Raw genomic sequence first — 19,989 nt, 5'->3', positions numbered from 1 at the left:
AGCGAACACGCACATGACATGCATGTTGCATCGATGTATCGGCGAGGCATTCGGGAGACAGTGTTAGCGCTCACACGGGTTAAGTCAAGGACGTCGATGCGATCCGCGCAGATAGGCCAGCACCGCCAGCACGCGCCGGTTGGAGTCGTCGTCCGGCGGCAGGCCCAGCTTGGCCAGGATGTTGCCGACGTGCTTGCCGACCGCGGCCTCGGAGACGTGCAGGGCCCGCGCGATCGCCACGTTGGACCGCCCCTCCGCCATCGACGCCAGCACCTCGCGCTCCCGGGCCGACAGCGACGCCACCGGGTCCGCGGGCGGGCGGCGCAGCAGCTGGCGTACCACGGTCGGGTCGATGATCGTGCCGCCGGCCGCCACGCCGCGCAGCACCTCCACGAACTCCTCCACGTCCGCGACCCGGTCCTTGAGCAGGTAGCCGACCGCCCGGCCGCCGCCGGAGTCGAGCAGCGCGGAGGCGTAGGAGCGCTCCACGTACTGGCTGAGCGCCACCACCGGCAGGCCGGGCCGGGCCTCGCGCAGCTCCAGCGCGGCACGCAACCCGTCGTCGGACATCTGCGGCGGCATCCGGATGTCCGTCACCACCAGGTCCGGCGCGTGCTCGGCGACGGCCTCGACGAGCGCGGGCGCGTCGCCGACGGACGCCACCACCGGCAGTCCGAAGCGGTCCAGCAGCCCGGCCAGGCCCTCGCGGAGCAGCACGCCGTCCTCGGCCAGCACCACCCGTACCGTCACGACGCCGCCCCGGCGTCCGCGGACGCGGAGACCCAGGGCAGCTCCACGCGGACCACGGTCGGGCCACCGGGCGGGCTGGACAGCAGCATCCGGCCGCCCGCGACCGCGGCCCGGTCCGCCAGCCCGGTCAGCCCGGTGCCGAGGTCCGGGCTGGCGCCGCCGCGCCCGTCGTCGGTCACCTCCACGATCAGCAGGCCGCGCTCGCGGAAGGCGCGCACCCAGGCCTGCCGCGCGTGCCCGTGCCGGACCGCGTTCGTCAGCGCCTCCGCGACCACGAAGTACGCGGTGCTCTCCACCTGCGCGGCCGGGCGCTCGCCCAGGTCGCTGCGCACCGTCACCGGCAGCGCGGTGCGGTCCGCCAGGTCGCGCAGCGCGGCCGGCAGACCCAGGTCGGTGAGCACCTGCGGGTGGATGCCGGCGATCAGGTCGCGCAGCTCCGCCATGAGCCGCTTCGCCTCCTCGTGCGCCCTCGCCACCGACGCCGCGGCCGGCGAGTCGCCCGGCACGTCCAGCTTCGCGAGGCCGAGCTGCAGCGTGAGGCCGACCAGCCGCTGCTGGGCGCCGTCGTGCAGATCGCGCTCGATCCGCCGCCGCTCCGCCTCGAAGCCGTCCACCAGGCGCGCCCGGGAACGGGACACCTCCACCAGCTCGGTGTGCAGGTTGGCGTTGGCCGGCGGCTCGTTCAGCAGCGCGGTCGCGACCAGGCCGTGCAGCCCGGCGGTCAGGCCGACCAGGTACGGCACGCCGGCCAGCAGCACCGCCCCGAGCGGCGTCCACGGCAGCGCCTCGGCGGGCGTGTCGATGGTGAACGTGACGATCTGCATCGCGTTGTCCCGCGTGACCAGGAACGGCCCGAGCAGCAGCGCCACCGCGAACCCGACGTAGACCAGCGCGACCAGGCAGAACACCGGCGCGACCGCGGCCAGCAGCGTGCCGTAGACCACGGCGCGCCAGGTCGCGGACTCGGTGTAGCGGGTGATCAGCCACGACCAGGGCCCGGTCTCCGGCGGCATGCGGTGCCCCGACCGGACCGGCTCGTGCCTGATCAGCCGCAGCCGGTATCGCTCCAGGATCGCCAGCGGCAGCGCCAGCAGTGGCGCACCGGCCGCGTAGAAGGCCACGCAGACGCTGGTCACGGCGAGCGCGGTGCCGATCTCCACGGTCGATTCGCCGGTCAGCGCCATGATCAGCGCGACCGCGGGGACCAGCGGGATCGCGAGCGGCCACGCCAGCGCCGCGGTCACCAGCGTGGTGAGCACGTACAGCAGCGACCGCCACGGCCACGCGGTGAACAGGTAGGCCGGGCTCCTCATCGCGGTGATCGCGTTCGTCGGAGCCACACCGGTGCGGTCACGCGGTGGCCGGCGCTGTGCTGATGATTCACTCGCAAGCTCGCCCGTGCCGGGTTCGCCGGCACCGGTGCGGTCGCGCGGTGGCCGGCGCTGTGCTGATGATTCGCTCGCAAGCTCGCCCGTGCCGGGTTCGCCGGCACCGGTGCGGTCGCGCGGTGGCCGGCGCTGTGCTGATGATTCGCTCGCAAGCTCGCTCATGCCGTCAGACGCTATGCGCCGGCGCCGCGCCGGAACACCGCCCTGTGGCTACATCCGGGGTAGGCCTACCCCTACCTCCGCGGGCTTCAGGTCCTCGATCGGCTCGACCTCCGCGGGCGCGAACGCGTGGCCGCCGAGCAGCGTGATCGCCATGACCAGCACGCCGGCCGCGGCGGTGAGCAGCGGCACGGTGGCGAGCAGCCCGGCCTCGGAGGCGGCGGCGCCGAGCGCGGACCCGGAGACGATGCCGACCTGGAAGACGATGCCGGTGAACGCGTTCGCGGTCTCGGCGCGCGGTCCGGGCGCGCGGCGCAGCACGGCCAGCGCCACGCACACGTTGAGCACGGAGAACGCGCCACCCCAGATGATCACCAGGGGTACGCCGGCGACCGCGGTGCCGAGCAGGCCGGCCGCCCACACCCCGGCGAGCGCGACCGTGAACGTGCCGGCCGCCACCCGTACCCCGGCGATGGGCCGCAGGTCCGCCATCCGGCCGGCGAGCGTGCTGCCGACCACCGCGGCCGCGCCGTACGCCAGCAGCAGCACGGTCAGCCCGGTGCCGGTGATCCCGAACCGCTGCTCGACGAACGGCGCCACGTACGTGTACAGCGTGAAGTGCCCGGTGACCGCGAACAGCACCACGCCCTGGATGGCCAGCACGCCCGGCAGCCGCACGGTGGAGAGCACGCTGGCGCCGCCGCCGCGCACGGACGAGCCCGGCAGCGCCGGCATCAGCCGCGCCACCAGCATGCCGAGCACGACCGCGACCACGCCGACGGCCAGCATCGCGATCCGCCAGCTGGTCACCTGGCCGAGCAGCGTGGCCAGCGGCGTGCCGACCACCAGCGCGGCCGAGCCGCCGACCATCACGCGCGCGCCGGCCCGGCCGCGCGCCTCCGGGCGGGCCAGCCGCATCGCGGCGGGCGCGGCCACCGCGAAGTAGACGCCGTGGCCGAGCGCGGCCAGCCCGCGGCCGGCCGCGAGCATCACCACGTCCTGCGCGCCCGCGGCCAGGAGGTGCCCGGCGCCGAAGACGGCCGCGCTGACCAGCAGCACCCGCCGCCGGTCGAACCGCGACGACCAGCGGGTGAGCGGCACCGCGGACGCGGCCGCGATCAGCGCGTACCAGCTCACGGTCAGCCCGACCCGGCTCTCGGTCGCGCCGATGCCGTCCGCCACCTCGGCGATCAGCCCGATCGGCAGCGTCTCGCCGGTGACGATGATGAACGCGATGGCGGCCAGCGCCACCGTCGCCACCGCCTCCGCGCGCCGCGACAGCCCGGACATGCCCCACTCCCTCTCGGTCGCCAGCCCTCCATGATCCGGTAAGTGCCGGCCGGTACCGAAGTGATTTCCCGAGGTGGGAGCGGCGTCACGCTCAGCTCCGGGAGACCGCCTTGCGGTAGACCGCGGGTGCCAGCGTGGACGGGCTGGACGTGTGCACCGGCGCGGGCTCGCCGGCCGACTCCGGCCCGCCGGACACCGGCGTCGGCTTCTCCCGGGCGAGCAGCGCCTTGCCGAGCGCGGCGATCGTGGTCACGGCCGCGACGTTGAGCGCGGTCGTCCAGTCGAACTCGACCGCGTTGAACACGCCGGCCGCGGTGATCGAGGCGACCAGCGACCCGATGAACGTCTTGGTCAGCCGGACGAACACGTCCGGCCAGAACGTGAGGTTGGTGAAGCGGCCCAGGTACTGCAACGCGGTGAGCAGCACGGACGCCAGCGCGGCGCTGGCCGAGATGGTGATCGCGTAGACCCACGGCAGGTCGGCGACGCCGACGGCGGTGCCGCCGGCCAGCAGCGTGGCGAAGAAGACCTCGCCGGCGGACCAGCCGGCCCGTTCGACGAAGTCCAGGAGAATCGGGTTGCGCCGAAGGCTCTCGAACATGGCTCTCCCTGGCGAGACGGTGTCGCGCACATCTCACCACGCGACCGTCCACAGTGCGAGCCCTCGGCGCGCCGAGGGCTCGCCCGTGCGGAGAGCTCAGCTGTTGTGCCAGGTGCGGCCGTCGCGCTCGAGCAGCCGGTCGGCCTCGGCCGGGCCCCAGGACGCGGCCTCGTAGAGCGGGACCGGGTTGCGGTCCTCGGCCCACGTCTGGAGGATCGGATCGACGATCCGCCAGCACTGCTCGACCTCGTCGGAACGGATGAACAGCGTCGGGTCACCCTTGAGCGCGTCGAGCAGCAGTCGTTCGTACGCCTCCGGGGACTCCTCGCGGAACGCGCCGCCGTAGGAGAACTCCATGGTGGCCGAGCGCACCCGGAAGTCGTGGCCCGGCACCTTCGCACCGAACCGCAGCGTGATGCCCTCGTCCGGCTGGATGCGCAGGATCAGCGCGTCCGGTGCGAGGTCCTTGGCCTGGCCGACCGGGATCGGCAGGTGCGGCGGGCGCTGGAACTGCAGCACCACCTCGGTGACCCGCTTCGGCAGGCGCTTGCCGGTGCGGATGTAGAACGGCACGCCGGCCCAGCGCCAGTTGTCGACGTCCAGGCGCAGCGCCGCGAACGTCTCCGTACGGCTGAGCGGGTTGACGCCCTTCTCGTCCCGGTATCCGGGCATCAGGTCCTGTTCGGTGCCACCGCGGGTGTACTGGCCGCGGACCGCGATCCGGGAGATGTCCCGGTTGGTGGGAAGCCGGATCGCCTGCAGGAGCTTCACCTTCTCGTTGCGCACGTTCTCCGCGTCGAACGAGGACGGCGGCTCCATCAGCGCGAGCGCGAGCACCTGCAGCACGTGGTTCTGCAGGATGTCCCGGGTGGCGCCGGCGGTCTCGTAGAAGCTGCCACGGGTGCCGACACCCAGCGTCTCGGCGACCGTGATCTGCACGTGGTCGACCCAGGTGCGGTTCCAGATCGGCTCGAAGATCGCGTTGGCGAAGCGCAGCGCCAGCAGGTTCTGGACCGTGTCCTTGCCCAGGTAGTGATCGATCCGGAAGACCTGGGACTCGTCGAACGCGTTGTGCACGGTGCCGTCGAGCTCGCGGGCGGACTCGAGGTCGTGACCGTACGGCTTCTCGATCATGATGCGGGAGAACGCGCCGGGCCGCGGCTCGTTCAGGCCCGCGTCCTTCAGCCCGTTCACCACGTGCGGAAACGCCTCCGGCGGCGTGGCCAGGTAGAACGCGCGGTTGCCCGCCGTGCCGCGCTCGGCGTCGAGGGTGTCCAGAAGCTCACGGAGCCGGCGGTACGTTTCCGGGTCGTCGTAGCCGCCGGAGACGTACCGGAAGCCGTCGTTGAGCTCGGGGAAGACCGACTGCCCGCCGGTCATCCGGGTACGGAAATCCTCGTCGGACATCGGCGATCGGGCCACGCCGACCACCGCGAACTGCGACGGAAGCCGCTTGTGGCGCGCGAGGTTCTCGACCGCGGGCCCGAGCTTGCGGGCGGTCAGGTCGCCGGACGCACCGAAGATCACCAGCACGCCGGCGGGCGCGCGGCGGTGATCCTCGGGGAAAACGGTTTCCGGAGCCGGCAGTTCGTCAGTCATCAAGACCTCCACGATTAATGCGGGACACACGACATTCTGTCGGTCCGGCCGCTCGCCGGACCGAGCCGGGCATGATCACTGACACCCCCACTGTCACGTGTGCCGGGGCGCATCCGGTTCAAGTCTTCCCAAAGAGAACGCCCGGCGGGAGCCGGTTAGGTTAAGTACATGGGTGATCTTGGACATTCCGGTTTCTCGCTCCGGAGACTGGGGCTCACCGTCTACCTTCCGGCCACCGTCTACTCGATCGGGCACGCCTCCATCCTGCCCGTCATCGCGGTCAGCGCGGTGGAACTCGGCGCGTCGCTGAGCGTCGGCGGCCTGATGGTCGGCCTGATCGGGCTCGGCCAGGTGGCCGGCGCGCTGCCGTCCGGCGCGCTCATCACCCGGTTCGGTGAACGCACCGCCATGCTGCTGGCCACCGCCGTACTGCTGCCCGCGCTGCTGGTCGCGGTCTTCGCCACCGCGGTCTGGGCGCTGGGCGCCGCCGTCTTCGCGATCGGGCTGGCCGCCGCGCTCTGGGGCGTCGCCCGTCAGGCGTACATGGCGGAGGCCGTCCCGATCGCGATGCGCGCCCGCGCGCTCTCCACCCTCGGCGGCGTGAGCCGCATCGGCGCGTTCATCGGCCCGTTCGTCTCCGCCGCCGTCATGATCTTCCTCGGTACGGCCGGCGCCTACTGGGTCTACGTGGCCTGCGGCGTCCTCGCCGGCGCGCTGCTGATGGCACTCCCCCCGGTCTCCCACGACCGCCGCGCCGCCACACCGCCCACCCGCCTCCGCGACGTGATCGTCGCCCACCGCCGCACCCTCGGCACGGTCGGCGCGGGCGCCCTGATGATCTCCGTGATGCGCGCGTCCCGCCAGACCGTCATCCCGCTCTGGGGCACCCACCTCGGCCTGTCCCCCACCACGCTCGCCATCATCTTCGGCATCTCCGGCGCCGTCGACATGCTCCTCTTCTACCCCGGCGGCGCGATCATGGACCGTTTCGGCCGCCGCGCCGTCGCCCTGCCCTCCATGTCCACCCTCGCCGCCGCGCACGCCCTGCTCCCGCTCAGCTCCGGCCCCTGGTCACTGGCGCTGGTCGCGATGCTGATGGGCCTCGGCAACGGCCTCTCCGCCGGCATCGTGATGACCCTCGGCGCCGACGCCTCCCCCACCGCCGGCCGCGCCCAGTTCCTCGGCGCCTGGCGCCTCGTCGCCGACCTCGGCAACGGCGCCGGCCCCCTCCTGATCAGCGCCATCATCGCCACCGTCTCCCTGCCGGCCGCCGTCCTCACCATGGCCGCCGTCGGCGCCGCGGCCGTCGCTACCCTCTGGCGCTTCGTCCCCCGCCACATCCCACCCGGCCCCGGCTGACCCGCCTGCCACGTCTCTCGGCTTCGCCGCCGCATCCCGGCGGGACCGGCCGGTCGCCAGTTCCCTCTCGTGGGGCTCGTCATCCGCCGCGTCCCACCCCGACCGGCCCGCTCACCCACGTCTCCCGGGCTTCGCCCCGCCGATACCGGCGGGTCGCGTGGCCGAATCCCGTGGCCTCGTCACCCACCGTTTCCGGCCCGACCGGGCAACCCATCCGCTCACGTCTTCGGGCTTCGCCCGCCGTGGTCATGGGAGGGTGGCCGGTCCATCCGTGATGCGGCCATCGCGGGCCTTCGGGATCAAGGTCCACGCGGTCACCTCGCGGTGGCCGTTCGTCACCACGACACCGGCGCGGACGGCCGGTCCGATCGCCACCGCGCAGGCGACCCTCGACTCGACCTCGGACGGTGCAGCGTCTGTCTCGGTGGTCGTCGAAGCGCCGACCACGAGGTCGTCCGGCCCGAGCACGCCCGGAGACCCGGCGTCCCACGATTCCCCGGTCCCGCCCGCGTCGCCGCCATCCGGCGCCCGGACGTCCGCGTCGCCGGTCTCCTCATCCCAGACGCCGGAATCGTCGCTGTCCGGCTCCCACACATCGCCGTCGACCGGGTCCGACTCCCAGGAATCGGCGTCGCCGCTGTCCGGGTCCACGGGGCCCGCGTCGCCGCCCGCCGGGTACCAGCTGTCGTCCACGGGGGCGCCGGCGCTCCAGCGGTCCGCGATGTAGCGCTCGATGGGCGAGGTTCCCGGGCCGGCGACGCCGGGGCGGACCAGCGCGGCCTCCTCGGCGATCAGCTCGAGCTGGGCGTCGTCGCGCATCGGGCACGCCAGGGCGAACGGATCATCCGCGGGTGCCGGGGAGACGGGTGAGATCACCGCCGCGGCGAGCACGGCCGCGGCTCCGGCGGCGGCCACGGCGCCTCGCATACCCCACCGGATCATCTGCTCGCCTCCGCTGTCGGGACAGATCGCTCGTACCGAGGAGACTTCGGCCGCTCGACCCGGTCGCTGAGGCGAAATCGCGGTTGCGGGGACGGATCAGGCCGACCTGGGGCGGGCGCGGAGGTGGGCGCGTTCGCCCTGGCCGCCGAAGAGGCTCAGGAACTCGACCGGGTCGCGGTCGGCGGCGCCGAACCAGTGCGGGACGCGCGTGTCGAACTCGGCCGCCTCGCCGGGCTGCAGGATCAGGTCGTGGTCGCCGAGGAGCGCGCGGAGGCGGCCGTTGAGCACGTAGAGCCACTCGTACCCCTCATGGGTCTTCAGCTCCGGCGTGCGACGGCCGCTGCCGGCGCCGATCACCATCTTGAACGCCTGGATGCCGCCGGCACGCTTGGTCAGCGGGATGACGGTCATGCCGTGCGCCTGGACCGGCCGCAGGTGGATGCGCGGGTCACCGGTCTCCGGCGCGCCGACCAGTTCGTCGAGCGTGACGCCGTGCGCGCGGGCCAGCGGCAGGAGCTGCTCCAGCGTGGGGCGGCGGTCGCCGGACTCCAGGCGGGAGAGCGTGCTGACCGAGATGCCGGTCGCGGCGGACAGCGTGGCGAGCGTGATGTCCCGCTGCTTGCGCAGCGCCCGCAGCCGCGGGCCGACCGCGTCGAGCGTCCTGTCGAGGTCGTCGTCCATGCCCCCCAGTTTGCCGTGGTGGCAAGAGCGCTTGCCACGCTAAGTGATCATTTTGGCCAGCGCGACGCGGGAGCTGATCCCGAGCCGGTGGAAGATGTTGCGCATGTGGTGATCGACGGTCCGGGTGCTCAGGAACAGCCGGGTCGCGACCTCCCGGTTCGTCGCGCCGGCCGCGACCAGGCGGGCGATCTGCAACTGCTGCGCGGTGAGCGGCACGGTGCCACCCGCCGGCCGCGCGTCGCCGCCGCACACCCGCAGCTCGGCCCGCGCCTGCTCGGCCCACGGCCGGGCACCGCACCGCACGAACGCGTCCAGCGCCGCCCCGACCTGCTCGCGGGCCTGCCGTGGCCGCCTGCGGCGGCGCAGATCACGACCGAGGAGCAGCTGGGTACGCGCCCGCTCGAACTCGCTCTCCCCGGCCAGGTGCAGTCGCAGCGCCTCCCGGAAGTGCGCCTCCGCCTCCGCGCTCCCCCGCCGGGCCAGCAGCGCGTGGCACCGCGCGGACAGCGCCCGGCGCAGCGGCTCCCCCGTGCTCGCCGCCCACCGGTCGAACGCGGTCAGCGCCGCCCGCGCCGCCCCCGGATCACCGGCCAGCACGGCCGCCTCCACCAGGTCGGGCGCGGCCATCACCTGGACCAGCACGTGCCCACGCCCGGCTCGCGGATCGGCGATGCCACCGAGCCGGGCGGCGGCCTCGTGCGCGCGCCCGGCCAGCAGGTCCAGCACGCCGAGCGCCCACCGGCCCAGCGCCCGGGGCCGCCCGCGCCGCGACCCGGCCTGCGCCGCCCGTCCGTGCCGCGAGCCGACCTGGGCCAGCCGCCACCGGCAGGCCGCGCGGTCGCCCCGCAGCGCGGCCAGCAGGGCCAGCATCGCGAGGTGGTTGTCCGCCTCGTTCGGCTGACCGGCCCGCTCCGCCGCGCGCACCCCGGCCAGCGCCGTGCTCGCCGCCGCGTCGTGCGCACCCCGCCACAGCTCCGCCACGCCCTTCAACTCCAGCGCGCGGGGCGCCACGGACGCGTCGCCGCCGGCCCGCGCGACCGCCTCCGCACGCACCGCCAGCCGCAGCGCCGCGCCGTCATCACCACAGACCAGCGCCGCCGCGCTGGCCCTGACCAGCTCGGCCGCGTCCGTCCCCGGCCTCTCCGCCACCGTGACGACGGGGCGTAGCGCGGCCGTAGCATCCCGATAGCGCCCCTCGAAGAGCGCGCCGAACCCGTCGATCTGTGCCAGCAGATTCGCCGGCCGCCCGGTTCCCGGATCGGCCGCGGCCGCCGCCGGCCCCGCCGGTGACCCGTGCAGGCGGCCACGCGGCCCGCCGTCTTCCGGATCGGCCGGGCGTGCGCGCGGGAACCGCGCCGCTCTGCGGGTCACCTCCGCGTAGCGGAACGGATCACCGAGGAAACAGATCGCCTCACCGGCCCGCACCAGCGCATCGAGCTTCCCCACCAGCTCGGGCGGGGGCGTCGCGGCGAACAGGTCCGCCGCGGCCAGCAGGAGCAGAAGCCCTTCGTCGGGCTCGGCGGCGCGCAGCGCCACCTCTCCGGCCAGGAGCCGCGCCTCCGCCGCCACGGCGCCGCCGGTCACGGCCGCACCCGCCGACGGCGCCTCGGCGTCGTCTTCCCCGGGGCCCGCGAGAACCATGCCCGCCCCATTCGCCCGCGCGATCCGGGAGATCGCGGCCCGGTCGTGGTGCCGGCCTCCGCGCGCGGGCCGGCGCCGGCCCGCCTGCTCGCCGGACGGCAGGTGGTCGCCCGCCGCGCCGGCAACGGGCATCCCGCCGAGCGCCGGGTCCAGCCGGCGCAGGAACGACGCCGTGCGGGCGGCGTCACCGGCCGCCCAGGCCCGCCGCGCCTCGCCGATCAGCCACCGCACACGCCACGTCTCACGGCCTCCCGGGTCGCCGCCCGCCCGGCCCGAAGCGACCGGCAGCCCGACCGGTTCCGTGACGATCCGGCCGTCGCGCAGACCCTCGGCGAGCGCCGTGAGCATCGCCGGATCGCCACCGGACACATCGATCGCCGCCGACGCCAACGCGGACAGCGCGGCGCGCAGATCCGACCCGCGGACGCTGGATATCTGCACCGACAATGCATCATCCATCGGGACAGTGTGGCGCAGAAGTGACGCCCGCGGGAAGACCCCGGTGAAGCGGCCGGGTGACAAAACGCACTCTCGGTGCCAAGACGCGGCACATGCGGCGGAGATTCCTGATTCGCGGTACGCCCGAAGGTGCTCGCCGCCGCTGAATCCCCGGCGATCACCTAGGCACGGTCGGCGACCCGCTGCCATTCCGGCGAGACCCGGCGAGACCCGGCGAGACCAGCGAGACCCCGCGACACCAGCGAGACCCGCCGAGACCAGCGAGACCCGGCGACACCAGCGAGACCCGGCGACACCAGCGAGACCCGGCGACACCAGCGAGACCCGGCGACACCAGCGAGACCCGGCGACACCAGCGAGACCCGGCGACACCAGCGAGACCCGACGACACCAGCGAGACCCGACGACACCAGCGAGACCCGACGAGAACCGCGAGACAGCCTAGACGCGGACGCGGACGCGGACGCGGACGCGGACGCGGACGAATAGCCTGCGGCAATGTGGACGACGAGCGCACGGCGCGAGTACGGGCGCTCGTCGCCCGAAATTTCACCATATTGAGGACCGCCGCAGCCCTCCACTGCGACTTTGTGAGGCTCAGGCACGTTATTCCGCAGAAATTAGGTGCCTGAGGCTCACAAAGTGGGGAATCGTCTCCCCCCTCAAGAGGCCGGAGCTACAGGCAACTCCGAGCCGGCGGCAGGACCGCGTCGCGCACGCGGGTTGAGGACCGGTGTGCGCCGCGGTGCGGGTCCCGGCAGCCGTCGCGGCCCGGGCCGGGACCTGAGCGGCCACCACCGACTCCGGCGACCGCATGGCCGGCATCCCGCCGGCAGGCGGCCGGTTCCGGGAGCCGCCCCGCGAGGCCGAGCCGCTACATGGGTGTGGCCATCGCCGTCACCAGGAGCGCGGTGACGGTACGGGACATGGTGGCGCGGGCCTCGTCGGTGCTGAGGGCGAGTTCGTCGCGGAGGAGGGACCAGCCGGCCCAGGTGGTGGTGACGCTGAGGGCGTCGAGGAGTTGGGCGCGGCCGGCGCCGGCGGCGGCCAGTTCGTGGGCGAAGAGGGCCTCGATCTCGGTACGGACGCGCGCGATGTGCCGTTTGCGGTTGTCGCGGAGTTGGGCGGAGAACGGCTGCTTGATCGTGGCGGCGCGGGCCAGCGGGGCGACGATCTCCAGCATGCGGGCGCGCTGACGGCAGAACTCGTCGACGCGGGTGGTGAACGGGAGCGCGGGGCTGATCTCGGTCCAGGCGGCCTCCTGGCGGGAGACGAGCAGCGCGTCGGTGGCGGCGAAGAGCGTCTCCAGGTCCTTGAAGTTGGTCCAGAGCGCGCGGAGGGAGACGCCGGCGCGGTCGGCGATGCGTTCGCCGGTGGGCTTGAGGTCACCCTCGGAGATCAGCGCGTAGTGGGCCTCGACGATGGCGCGGCGGGTGCGTTCGGCGCGGGCGGTACGGCCGTCGACCCTGCCCGGAGTGGAATTCCCACCGTTCGCCAAGGCCGTGTGCGAGTCAGCCATGTCCCCCCGCCTCTGTCGCCGGCGCCGGGGCACCGGAGTGTCGTCGTTCATCCCCGGCGCGGGCGCGCCGGGGATGCGGGCCGCCGGAACGACCCGCCCACGGCGGCATGACCGCCCGGGCCGCGGTCCCCGCCGGTACCGCCGACCGGCCGGGAGCAGCAGCCCCGGAGACGCCACGGGCCGGCCCCGGCGCGGGACCTCGTTCCCGACCTTAAAGGCCGGGCTTCGATCTCCGAGATCCGCCCCGGCCTCACGCCCGGCCTCCGATCCCACCACGACACCCGGCGGCGACCCGCCCGGCACGACCCACGCCGGACCCGGACCCCACCACGGCACCGGGCCGCGACCCGCCCGGCACGACCCACGCCGGGCCTCCGATCCCACCACAGCACCGGGCCGCGACCCGCCCGGCACGACCCACGCCGGACCCGGACCCCACCACGGCACCGGGCGGCGCACGACCAGCCCCGCTCGGGCGCCGGCCGCGCCGACCCGGGTCGCCGCTCGCCGGATTCACGACCCCGACGTGACTCCCGCGCGGAGGCGCTTGCGGTCGACCTTGCCGACCGACGTCAACGGGATAGCCTCCACGATGCGGATCTCGCGGGGGTACTTGTTCGCCGACAGCACCGTCTTCGCGTACTCGATCAGGTCTTCCGGCGTGGTCAGCGGCGACGAGACCGTCACCATCGCAACCACCTCCTCGCCCAGCCGGTTGTCCGGCCGGCCGACCACCGCGCACCCGGTCACCGCCGGATGCCGGATCAGCGCCTCCTCCACGTCGCGCGGATACACGTTGTAACCGCCACGAATGATCACATCCTTCTTCCGATCGATGATGGACAGATAGCCGTCGTCGTCGAAGGTCCCCACATCCCCGGTGCGCAGCCAGCCGTCCGGCGTGAAGTCCCGGGTCCCGTCCCAGTACGCCGACATCACGTTCGGCCCGGACGCGACGATCTCGCCCGGCTCCCCCGGCGGCACCGGGGAGTCGTCGAAGTCGACCAGCCGCAGCGACACCCCGGGCACCGGCAGCCCGACCGTCCCCGGCCGTGCCCGCCCCGGCGGCGTCGAGGTGAGGATGCCCGCGGTCTCCGTGCACCCGTACCCCTCCAGGATCTGCACGGACGGCACCCGCCGGGTGAACTCCTCCGCGACCGCGCGCGGCAGCGGGGCCGCACCGGAGAAGACGTTGCGCAGCGAGGACAGGTCGAAGTCCTCGAGCGGCTCCGCCAACAGCATGGCGAGCATCGACGGTACGACCGCGGCCTGCTGCACCCGGTGCTGCTCGGCCACGCGCAGCCAGGCCGGCGCGTCGAAGAACCGCAGCAGCACGGTCGACTCCGGCTCGGGGATCTGCTGCGTCCCCACCGTGACCAGCATCCCGTAGGAGTGCGACAGCGGCAGCGCGGTCACCGACCGGGAGATCCCCGGCACGAAGCTGACCTGCCGGGACGCGGACGAGGCCGCGTCGATGTTGGCGTGGGTGAGCGCGACGCCCTTGCTGCGCCCGGTGGTGCCGCCGGTGTAGAGCAGTGCGGCCAGTTCGTCCTCGCCGCGGTCGGCCAGCGGGCCGGGCGTGGTCTCGTGCGGCGCGAGGTCCACGATGACCGGGAGGTCCAGCCCGGTGAGCGCGGCGGTCACCTTCGGCACCAGCTCGGCCGTGGTGATCACCGCGACCGCGCCGGAGTCGTCGACCATGTGCCGCAGCTCGGCCGGCGTCACCAGGAAGACGATCGGCGTGACGACCGCGCCGGCGCGCCAGATCGCGTGGTAGCTGATCACCACCTCGGGGCAGTTCGCCATGAACACCACGACCCGGTCGCCGGGCTTCACGCCGAGCGCGCGCAGGCCGGCGCTGAACCGGACGGCGCGGTCGAACAGCTCGCCGGAGGAGTACCACCGGTCCGCGGCGCGGATCGCCGGGTAATCGCCGTGCCGCTCGCGGGCGGTCTCGAACAGCCGGGCCAGGTTCACGACGTCCACCTCGCCAGCTCGCGGCGGGCCAGGGACCGGCGGTGCACCTCGTCGGGGCCGTCGGCCAGCCGCAGCGTGCGCGCGGCGACCCAGAGCTGGGCCAGCGGCGTGTCCTGGCTGACGCCGCCCGCGCCGTGCGCCTGCACCGCCTTGTCCAGGATCCACTCCACGGTGGACGGCGCGGCGATCTTGATGGCTTGGATCTCGGTGTGCGCGCCGCGGTTGCCCACGGTGTCCATCAGCCAGGCGGTCTTGAGCACCAGCAGGCGCAACTGCTCGATCCGTACCCGCGACTCGGCGATCCAGTCCTGGACCACGCCCTGGTCGGCGAGCGGCCGGCCGAACGCGACGCGGGACGTGACCCGCCGGCACATCAGCTCGATCGCACGCTCGGCCATGCCGATCAGCCGCATGCAGTGGTGAATCCGCCCGGGGCCGAGGCGCGCCTGGGAGATGGCGAAACCGTCGCCTTCGGCGCCGATCAGATTCTCCGCCGGTACGCGTACCCCGTCGAAGATGATCTCCGCGTGCCCGCCGTGCGCGCCGTCGTCGTAGCCGAACGTGTGCATGCCGCGCACGATCGTGACGCCGGGCGTGTCGCGCGGGACCAGGATCTGGCTCTGCTGCCGGTGCCGTTCGGCGGACGGATCGGTCTTGCCCATCACGATCAGGATCGCGCAGTCCGGGTTCATCGCGCCGGTGATGAACCACTTCCGGCCGTTGATCACGTACTCGTCGCCGTCGCGCACGATGCTGGTGGTGATGTTCGTGGCGTCGGAGGAGGCCACGTCCGGCTCGGTCATCGCGAACGCGGACCGAATCCGGCCGTCGAGCAGCGGCTCCAGCCACTCCTTGCGCTGCGCGGGCGTGCCGAACTCGGCCAGCAGCTCCATGTTGCCGGTGTCCGGCGCGGCGCAGTTGAGCGCGGCCGGCGCGAGCGCGGGGCTGCGCCCGGTCAGCTCCGCCAGCGGCGCGTACTGCAGGTTGGTCAGGCCGGCGCCGTGCTCGCCGGGGAGGAAGAGGTTCCACAGCCCGCGCGCCCGCGCCTCCGCCCGCAACGCGGCCAGCACCGGCGGCGGGCGCCAGTCGCCGCGCGGGTGGGCGGCGTACGCGGCCTCGGCCGGATAGACGTGCCGGTCCAGGAAGTCACTCAGCCGCGCATGGTAGTCCCTGGTGGTCTCGTCGAACGCGAAGTCCATGGTCACCCCTTCTCCGGCCCGAGCGCGGCGAGTCCACGGTCGACCAGCGGCAGCACGCGCGCGCCGATCGTGTCGAAGCCCGCGCCGACGGTCTTGCCCTGCGTGTAGCGGTAGTGGACGCCCTCCAGGATCACGGCGAGCTTGAACGCGGACATCGCCGTGTACCAGGCCAGACCGTCGACGGAGCGGCCGGCGCGCGCGGCGTACCGGTGGATCAGCTCCTCGGTCGTGGGGTGCCCGGGCACCGTGGTGACCGGGTCGTGCGAGCCGCGCGCGGCCGGCATCGGCGTGTCGAGGTAGACCGCGAGCAGGCCGAGGTCGGCCAGCGGGTCGCCGAGCGTGGACATCTCCCAGTCCAGCACGGCCGCGATCCGGTCGCCGCCATCCGTGTCGATCAGCGTGTTGTCCAGCCGGAAGTCCCCGTGCACGATGCTCGCGGCGGAGACCTCCGGCGCGGTCGCGGCGAGCCGCTCGTGCAGTGCGTCGACGCCGGGCAGTTCGCGGCTGCGCGAGCCGTCGAGCTGCCGTTTCCAGCGGGCGACCTGCCGCGCGTTGAACCCCTCCGGCCGCCCGAAGTCCGCGAGCCCGGCCGCGGCGGCGTCCACCGCGTGCAGGTCGGCGAGCGTGTCGGCCAGCCGGAACGCCAGCGCGCGCACGCGGTCCGGCCCGAGCGCGGCCAGCGACTCTGGGTCCCGCAGCACCGCGCCGCGCACGTGCTCCATCAGGTAGAACGGCGCGCCGAGCACGGCCGGATCGGAGCACAGGTGCAGCATCGCCGGTACGGGTACGGCCGTGCCGCGCAGCGCGGCCATCACCCGGTGCTCGCGTCCCATGTCGTGCGCGGTGGCGAGCACGTGCCCGAGCGGCGGCCGCCGCACCACCCAGGTGGTGGCGCCGTCCGTGACCGTGTACGTGAGGTTCGACCGCCCGCCCGCGATCAGCGCGCCGTCCAGCGGCCCGGTGACCAGCCCCGGCAGCACCCGGTCCAGGTACTTCCGCAGCGCCTCCAGATCGAGTCCCGGCGGGCCGCTCATGCCGGGCTCCCCGGCACGCCGCGGTCACGCCATGGCCGGCGCTGAGCCGATGGTTCGCTCGCAAGCTCGCTCACGTCGTCACCCTCGTCTCGGCCTTGCGCTGGAGGCGGTTCATGGCGCCGAGCCAGCCGTCCGGGTCGGCGGCGCGGCGCGCGTAGAACTCGGCGACCTCGGGGTGCGGCAGGATCAGGAAGCGGTCGCCGGCCAGCGCCTCCGCCACCCGCTCCGCGACCTCGTCCGCGCCGATCGCGTCGCGGCCGAGCAGCAGCGTGCCGACCGGCCCGGTGCCGGAGAGCATCGGCGTGCGCACCCCCTGCGGGCAGAGCGCCTGCACCACGATGCCGCGGTGCGCGTACGTGGCGCGCAGCCACTCGGCGAACCCGACCGCCGCGTGCTTGGTCACCGAGTACGGCGCCGCGCCGAGCATGGTGAGCAGCCCGGCCGCGGACGCGGTGACCAGGAACCGGCCGCTGCCCCGCTCCAGCCAGCGAGGCAGCGCCGCGCGGGCCGCGTGCACGTGGGCCAGCACGTTCACCCGCCAGGCCAGGTCCCAGTCCGCCGCGGGCGCGGCCTCGGTGCCGCCGGTCGCCACGCCCGCGTTCGCGCAGAACAGGTCCAGCCGGCCGAGCGAACCCCAGGCGAACGACACCAGCCGCTCCACGAAGTCCGGGTCGGCGGCGTCGCCGGAGAACGCCCGGCCGCCCACCTCGTGCGCCACGTGGTGGGCCGCGACCGGGTCCACGTCGTTGACCACCACGGTGGCGCCGCCGGAGGCGAACCGCCGGGCCATCGCCGCGCCGATCCCGGAGCCACCCCCGGTGATCACCACGACCGCGCCGTCCAGGTCCAGCGCGCTCATGCCGCACCGGCCTTCCAGCCACGGTATCCGTGTGGTCGGCGCTGAGCCGATGATTCGCTCGCAGGCTCGCTCATGCCGGGCCGTCCTCCATGCTGCGGTATCCGTGTGGTCGGCGCTGAGCCGATGATTCGCTCGCAAGCTCGCTCATGGCTCGATCACCACCCGTCCGGTCGTCTCGCCGCCGGCCAGCGCGGTCAGCCCCTCGACGGCCCGGTCCAGCGGCAGCACGCGGGACACGTACGGATCGATCGCGCCCTTCGCGGCCAGCTCCGCCAGCGCGGCCGCGGCCTCGTGCACCACCTCCGGGCGGCGGCTGCGGTACAGCCCCCAGTGCAGCCCGACCACGCTGTAGTTCTTGACCAGCGCGTGGTTGGCCGCGGCCCGCGGGATGTCGCCGGACGCGAAGCCGACCACCACGATCCGGCCCTCGAACGCGACCGCCTTGGTGGACGCGGCGAACGCGGCGCCGCCGACCGGGTCGTAGACCACGTCCGCGCCGCCGGGCCCGCAGGCCTCCTTGAGCGCGGCGCCCAGGTCGTCGCAGGCCGTGCGGTCCACCACCTCGTCCGCGCCCCGCTCGCGCGCGATGCGCGCCTTCTCCGGCCCGCCGGTCACGCCGATCACGCGCGCGCCCGCGGCCTTGCCGAGCTGGATCGCGGCCGAGCCGACGCCGCCGGCCGCGGCGTGGACCAGCAGCGTCTCGCCGGGGCGCAGGCGGGCGCGGGTGTGCAGGCCGACCCAGCCGGTCTGGTACGCCACAAAGTACGCCGCGGCCTTGACGTCGTCCAGCTCGGGCGGGGCCGGGTAGAGGAAGCGCGCGTCCGCGAGCGCGTACTCCGCGAGCGCGCCGTGCGGTAGCGCGGCGCCGCCGACCACCCGGTCACCCACCCGCAGCCCGGTGCCGCCCGGGTCGGCGACCTCGCCGCACAACTCGATGCCGGGCGTGAACGGCAGCGGCGGGCGCTCCTGGTAGCGGCCCTGGACGAGCAACGCGTCCGGGAAGTTGAGCGCGCATGCCCGGACCCGCAGCAGGGTCTGTCCCGGGCCCGGGACCGGCCGCGGCACGTCGCCGGCCAGCCGCGGTCCGGTCGCCAGGTCGCCCGTCTCGTGCACCTGCCAGGCCCTCATCCGGTCACCCGCCCGGTGAGCGTGATGCCGCCGTCCAGCACCAGCGTCTGCCCGGTGATCCACGAGGCGGCGTCGGAGACGAGGAACGCGACCGCGCCGGCCACGTCCTCGGGCACGCCCAGTCTCTTCAGCGGGTACGTCTCCGCGACCGCCTCCTCGCGCCCCTCGTACAGCGCGCCCGCGAAGCGGGTCTTGACCACCGCGGGCGCGACCGCGTTGACCCGCACGCCCGGGGCCAGCTCGACCGCGAGACACGCGGTGAGGTGGCTGAGCGCGGCCTTGCTGACGCCGTAGAACGCGATGCCCGGCGACGGCGTCACGCCGGAGACCGAACAGATGTTGACCACCGCGCCGCGGGTCATGCCGCCGTCCTTGATGGCGCGCTGGGTCCAGCCGAGCGCGCCGAGCAGGTTCACGTCGAGCGTCTTGCGCGCGGCGCCGAGGTCGAGGTCGGCGAGCGGCCCGGCGACCGGGTTGATCCCGGCGTTGTTGACCAGGATGTCGACCGGGCCGAACGTGCGCACCGCGGTGGCGATGGCCTCCGCCCGGTGCTCGTCGTCGTCCGCCTTGCCGGCCACGCCCACGGCCCGGTCGCCCAGCCGCGCGACGGCCTCCCGCAACGGCTCCTCCTTGCGGGCGGTGATCACCACGTTCGCGCCCTCGTCGATCAGGCGGCGGGCGATGCCGAAGCCGATGCCACGGGACGCGCCGGTCACGACCGCGGTCCGGCCACTCAGGCCACTGCTGTCGTCGGTCACTGCACCTCCAGGTTTGTGCACCGCCGATGCAGATACTAGGACGGCTTCTTCTCGGCGGTCAACGATGGATTTTTACATTCCTGGTGCATAAACTTAATCGTTCCTAGGAGGATTCTGCCCGGGTAGCGTCGCCGGTGTCACGGCTTACGGAGGTACTCCACGATGAGAGTCTTCGATGATCCCGCCGCGTTGGTCGCGGCCGCGGGCGAGCATCTCGGCTTCAGCGACTGGACCGTGGTGGGCCAGCCCCGGATCGACGCGTTCGCCGCCGCCACCGGCGACGACCAGTGGATCCACGTCGACCCCGCGCGCGCCGCGCAGGGCCCGTTCGGCACCACGATCGCGCACGGCTACCTGACGCTGTCGCTGATCCCGGCGCTCTCCTGGCAGGTCTACCGGATCGAGGGCGTGCGCATGGGCATCAACTACGGCCTCGACCGGGTCCGCTTCCCCGCGCCGCTGCCGTCCGGCTCCCGGGTCCGGGCCGGCGTCCAGCTCGTGTCCGTCACCCCGGTCGGCGGCGACGCCCTGCAGATCGCCGCCGAGGTCACCATCGAGCGCGAGGGCGGCGACAAGCCGGTCTGCGTGGCGCGGACGCTGTCCCGCGTCTACCCGTGACGCCGGCGGCGTCCCGCGCGCCGTCACG

At 74.0% G+C, this 19,989-nt stretch carries 17 protein-coding genes; 2 read left to right on the top strand and 15 right to left on the bottom strand.

Features of this window, described 5'->3' with window-relative positions:
- Window positions 1-84: 84 nt before the first annotated feature.
- The 5 genes from J2S41_RS07375 to zwf all read right to left on the bottom strand — a co-directional run bounded on the left by J2S41_RS07375 (window position 85) and on the right by zwf (window position 5,787).
- Window positions 85-750 carry a response regulator transcription factor gene (locus tag J2S41_RS07375; protein ID WP_310364679.1) on the bottom strand — a complete coding sequence of 222 codons (666 nt, stop codon included), beginning with the start codon at window positions 748-750 and terminating at the stop codon, window positions 85-87.
- Window positions 747-2,063 carry a sensor histidine kinase gene (locus J2S41_RS07370; RefSeq protein WP_310364677.1) on the bottom strand — a complete coding sequence of 439 codons (1,317 nt, stop codon included), beginning with the start codon at window positions 2,061-2,063 and terminating at the stop codon, window positions 747-749. Before J2S41_RS07370 ends, J2S41_RS07375 begins: the two co-directional genes overlap by 4 nt.
- 285 nt (window positions 2,064-2,348) lie before the next feature.
- Window positions 2,349-3,587 carry an MFS transporter gene (locus J2S41_RS07365; protein ID WP_310364675.1) on the bottom strand — a complete coding sequence of 413 codons (1,239 nt, stop codon included), beginning with the start codon at window positions 3,585-3,587 and terminating at the stop codon, window positions 2,349-2,351.
- A gap of 91 nt (window positions 3,588-3,678) precedes the next feature.
- Window positions 3,679-4,188, bottom strand: a complete 510-nt coding sequence (locus J2S41_RS07360) for a hypothetical protein (RefSeq protein ID WP_310364673.1) — start codon at window positions 4,186-4,188, stop codon at window positions 3,679-3,681.
- Between the two features lie 96 nt (window positions 4,189-4,284).
- Window positions 4,285-5,787, bottom strand: a complete 1,503-nt coding sequence (gene zwf, locus J2S41_RS07355) for a glucose-6-phosphate dehydrogenase (protein ID WP_310364670.1) — start codon at window positions 5,785-5,787, stop codon at window positions 4,285-4,287.
- Between the two features lie 168 nt (window positions 5,788-5,955).
- On the opposite strand from zwf, the gene J2S41_RS07350 reads away from it, so the two are divergent.
- Window positions 5,956-7,146, top strand: a complete 1,191-nt coding sequence (locus J2S41_RS07350) for an MFS transporter (RefSeq protein WP_310364667.1) — start codon at window positions 5,956-5,958, stop codon at window positions 7,144-7,146.
- 246 nt (window positions 7,147-7,392) lie between these two features.
- Here J2S41_RS07350 and J2S41_RS07345 read toward each other — a convergent pair whose 3' ends face one another.
- The 10 genes from J2S41_RS07345 to J2S41_RS07300 form a co-directional block, all read right to left on the bottom strand.
- A complete protein-coding gene (locus J2S41_RS07345; protein ID WP_310364665.1) occupies window positions 7,393-8,061 on the bottom strand; it encodes a hypothetical protein in 669 nt (222 codons plus the stop codon).
- A 123-nt stretch (window positions 8,062-8,184) separates the two neighbouring features.
- Window positions 8,185-8,769, bottom strand: a complete 585-nt coding sequence (locus tag J2S41_RS07340) for a helix-turn-helix domain-containing protein (RefSeq protein ID WP_310364664.1) — start codon at window positions 8,767-8,769, stop codon at window positions 8,185-8,187.
- A 39-nt stretch (window positions 8,770-8,808) separates the two neighbouring features.
- Window positions 8,809-10,869, bottom strand: coding sequence for a LuxR C-terminal-related transcriptional regulator (locus J2S41_RS07335; RefSeq protein ID WP_310364663.1), 2,061 nt, complete (start codon window positions 10,867-10,869; stop codon window positions 8,809-8,811).
- A gap of 874 nt (window positions 10,870-11,743) precedes the next feature.
- Complete coding sequence (locus J2S41_RS07330) at window positions 11,744-12,388, bottom strand: TetR/AcrR family transcriptional regulator (RefSeq protein WP_310364660.1); 645 nt, start codon at window positions 12,386-12,388, stop codon at window positions 11,744-11,746.
- Window positions 12,389-12,901: 513 nt separating this feature from the next.
- A complete protein-coding gene (locus tag J2S41_RS07325; RefSeq protein WP_310364658.1) occupies window positions 12,902-14,374 on the bottom strand; it encodes a class I adenylate-forming enzyme family protein in 1,473 nt (490 codons plus the stop codon).
- Complete coding sequence (locus J2S41_RS07320; RefSeq protein WP_310364655.1) at window positions 14,362-15,564, bottom strand: acyl-CoA dehydrogenase family protein; 1,203 nt, start codon at window positions 15,562-15,564, stop codon at window positions 14,362-14,364. The genes J2S41_RS07325 and J2S41_RS07320 overlap by 13 nt, the downstream gene beginning before the upstream one ends.
- A gap of 2 nt (window positions 15,565-15,566) precedes the next feature.
- Window positions 15,567-16,598: a phosphotransferase family protein gene (locus tag J2S41_RS07315; RefSeq protein ID WP_310364653.1), complete on the bottom strand. Its 1,032-nt coding sequence runs from the start codon at window positions 16,596-16,598 to the stop codon at window positions 15,567-15,569.
- A 70-nt stretch (window positions 16,599-16,668) separates the two neighbouring features.
- Window positions 16,669-17,448, bottom strand: a complete 780-nt coding sequence (locus J2S41_RS07310; RefSeq protein ID WP_445343947.1) for an SDR family oxidoreductase — start codon at window positions 17,446-17,448, stop codon at window positions 16,669-16,671.
- A gap of 153 nt (window positions 17,449-17,601) precedes the next feature.
- Window positions 17,602-18,585, bottom strand: coding sequence for an NADPH:quinone oxidoreductase family protein (locus tag J2S41_RS07305; protein WP_310364648.1), 984 nt, complete (start codon window positions 18,583-18,585; stop codon window positions 17,602-17,604).
- On the bottom strand, window positions 18,582-19,343 hold the full coding sequence (locus tag J2S41_RS07300; RefSeq protein WP_310364647.1) for an SDR family oxidoreductase: 762 nt from the start codon (window positions 19,341-19,343) through the stop codon (window positions 18,582-18,584). The genes J2S41_RS07305 and J2S41_RS07300 overlap by 4 nt, the downstream gene beginning before the upstream one ends.
- 162 nt (window positions 19,344-19,505) lie before the next feature.
- Between J2S41_RS07300 and J2S41_RS07295 the strand changes: the two genes are divergently transcribed.
- Window positions 19,506-19,961 carry a MaoC family dehydratase gene (locus J2S41_RS07295; RefSeq protein ID WP_310364646.1) on the top strand — a complete coding sequence of 152 codons (456 nt, stop codon included), beginning with the start codon at window positions 19,506-19,508 and terminating at the stop codon, window positions 19,959-19,961.
- Window positions 19,962-19,989 lie beyond the last annotated feature (28 nt).

This window comes from Catenuloplanes atrovinosus, from assembly GCF_031458235.1.
GTDB classification, from domain to species: Bacteria; Actinomycetota; Actinomycetes; order Mycobacteriales; family Micromonosporaceae; genus Catenuloplanes; species Catenuloplanes atrovinosus.
The sequence above is the reverse complement of the archived record's forward strand: the minus strand, read 5'-3'. Positions and strand labels throughout refer to the sequence as shown.

What these genes read in the sequence shown, in the direction of transcription:
- zwf (WP_310364670.1), bottom strand. Translation starts at nt 5,787, where the DNA reads ATGACTGACGAACTGCCGGCTCCGGAAACCGTTTTCCCCGAGGATCAC.
- J2S41_RS07350 (WP_310364667.1), top strand. Translation starts at nt 5,956, where the DNA reads ATGGGTGATCTTGGACATTCCGGTTTCTCGCTCCGGAGACTGGGGCTC.
- J2S41_RS07335 (WP_310364663.1), bottom strand. Translation starts at nt 10,869, where the DNA reads ATGGATGATGCATTGTCGGTGCAGATATCCAGCGTCCGCGGGTCGGAT.
- J2S41_RS07365 (WP_310364675.1), bottom strand. Translation starts at nt 3,587, where the DNA reads ATGTCCGGGCTGTCGCGGCGCGCGGAGGCGGTGGCGACGGTGGCGCTG.
- J2S41_RS07305 (WP_310364648.1), bottom strand. Translation starts at nt 18,585, where the DNA reads ATGAGGGCCTGGCAGGTGCACGAGACGGGCGACCTGGCGACCGGACCG.
- J2S41_RS07330 (WP_310364660.1), bottom strand. Translation starts at nt 12,388, where the DNA reads ATGGCTGACTCGCACACGGCCTTGGCGAACGGTGGGAATTCCACTCCG.
- J2S41_RS07370 (WP_310364677.1), bottom strand. Translation starts at nt 2,063, where the DNA reads ATGAGGAGCCCGGCCTACCTGTTCACCGCGTGGCCGTGGCGGTCGCTG.
- J2S41_RS07360 (WP_310364673.1), bottom strand. Translation starts at nt 4,188, where the DNA reads ATGTTCGAGAGCCTTCGGCGCAACCCGATTCTCCTGGACTTCGTCGAA.
- J2S41_RS07295 (WP_310364646.1), top strand. Translation starts at nt 19,506, where the DNA reads ATGAGAGTCTTCGATGATCCCGCCGCGTTGGTCGCGGCCGCGGGCGAG.
- J2S41_RS07340 (WP_310364664.1), bottom strand. Translation starts at nt 8,769, where the DNA reads ATGGACGACGACCTCGACAGGACGCTCGACGCGGTCGGCCCGCGGCTG.
- J2S41_RS07320 (WP_310364655.1), bottom strand. Translation starts at nt 15,564, where the DNA reads ATGGACTTCGCGTTCGACGAGACCACCAGGGACTACCATGCGCGGCTG.
- J2S41_RS07315 (WP_310364653.1), bottom strand. Translation starts at nt 16,598, where the DNA reads ATGAGCGGCCCGCCGGGACTCGATCTGGAGGCGCTGCGGAAGTACCTG.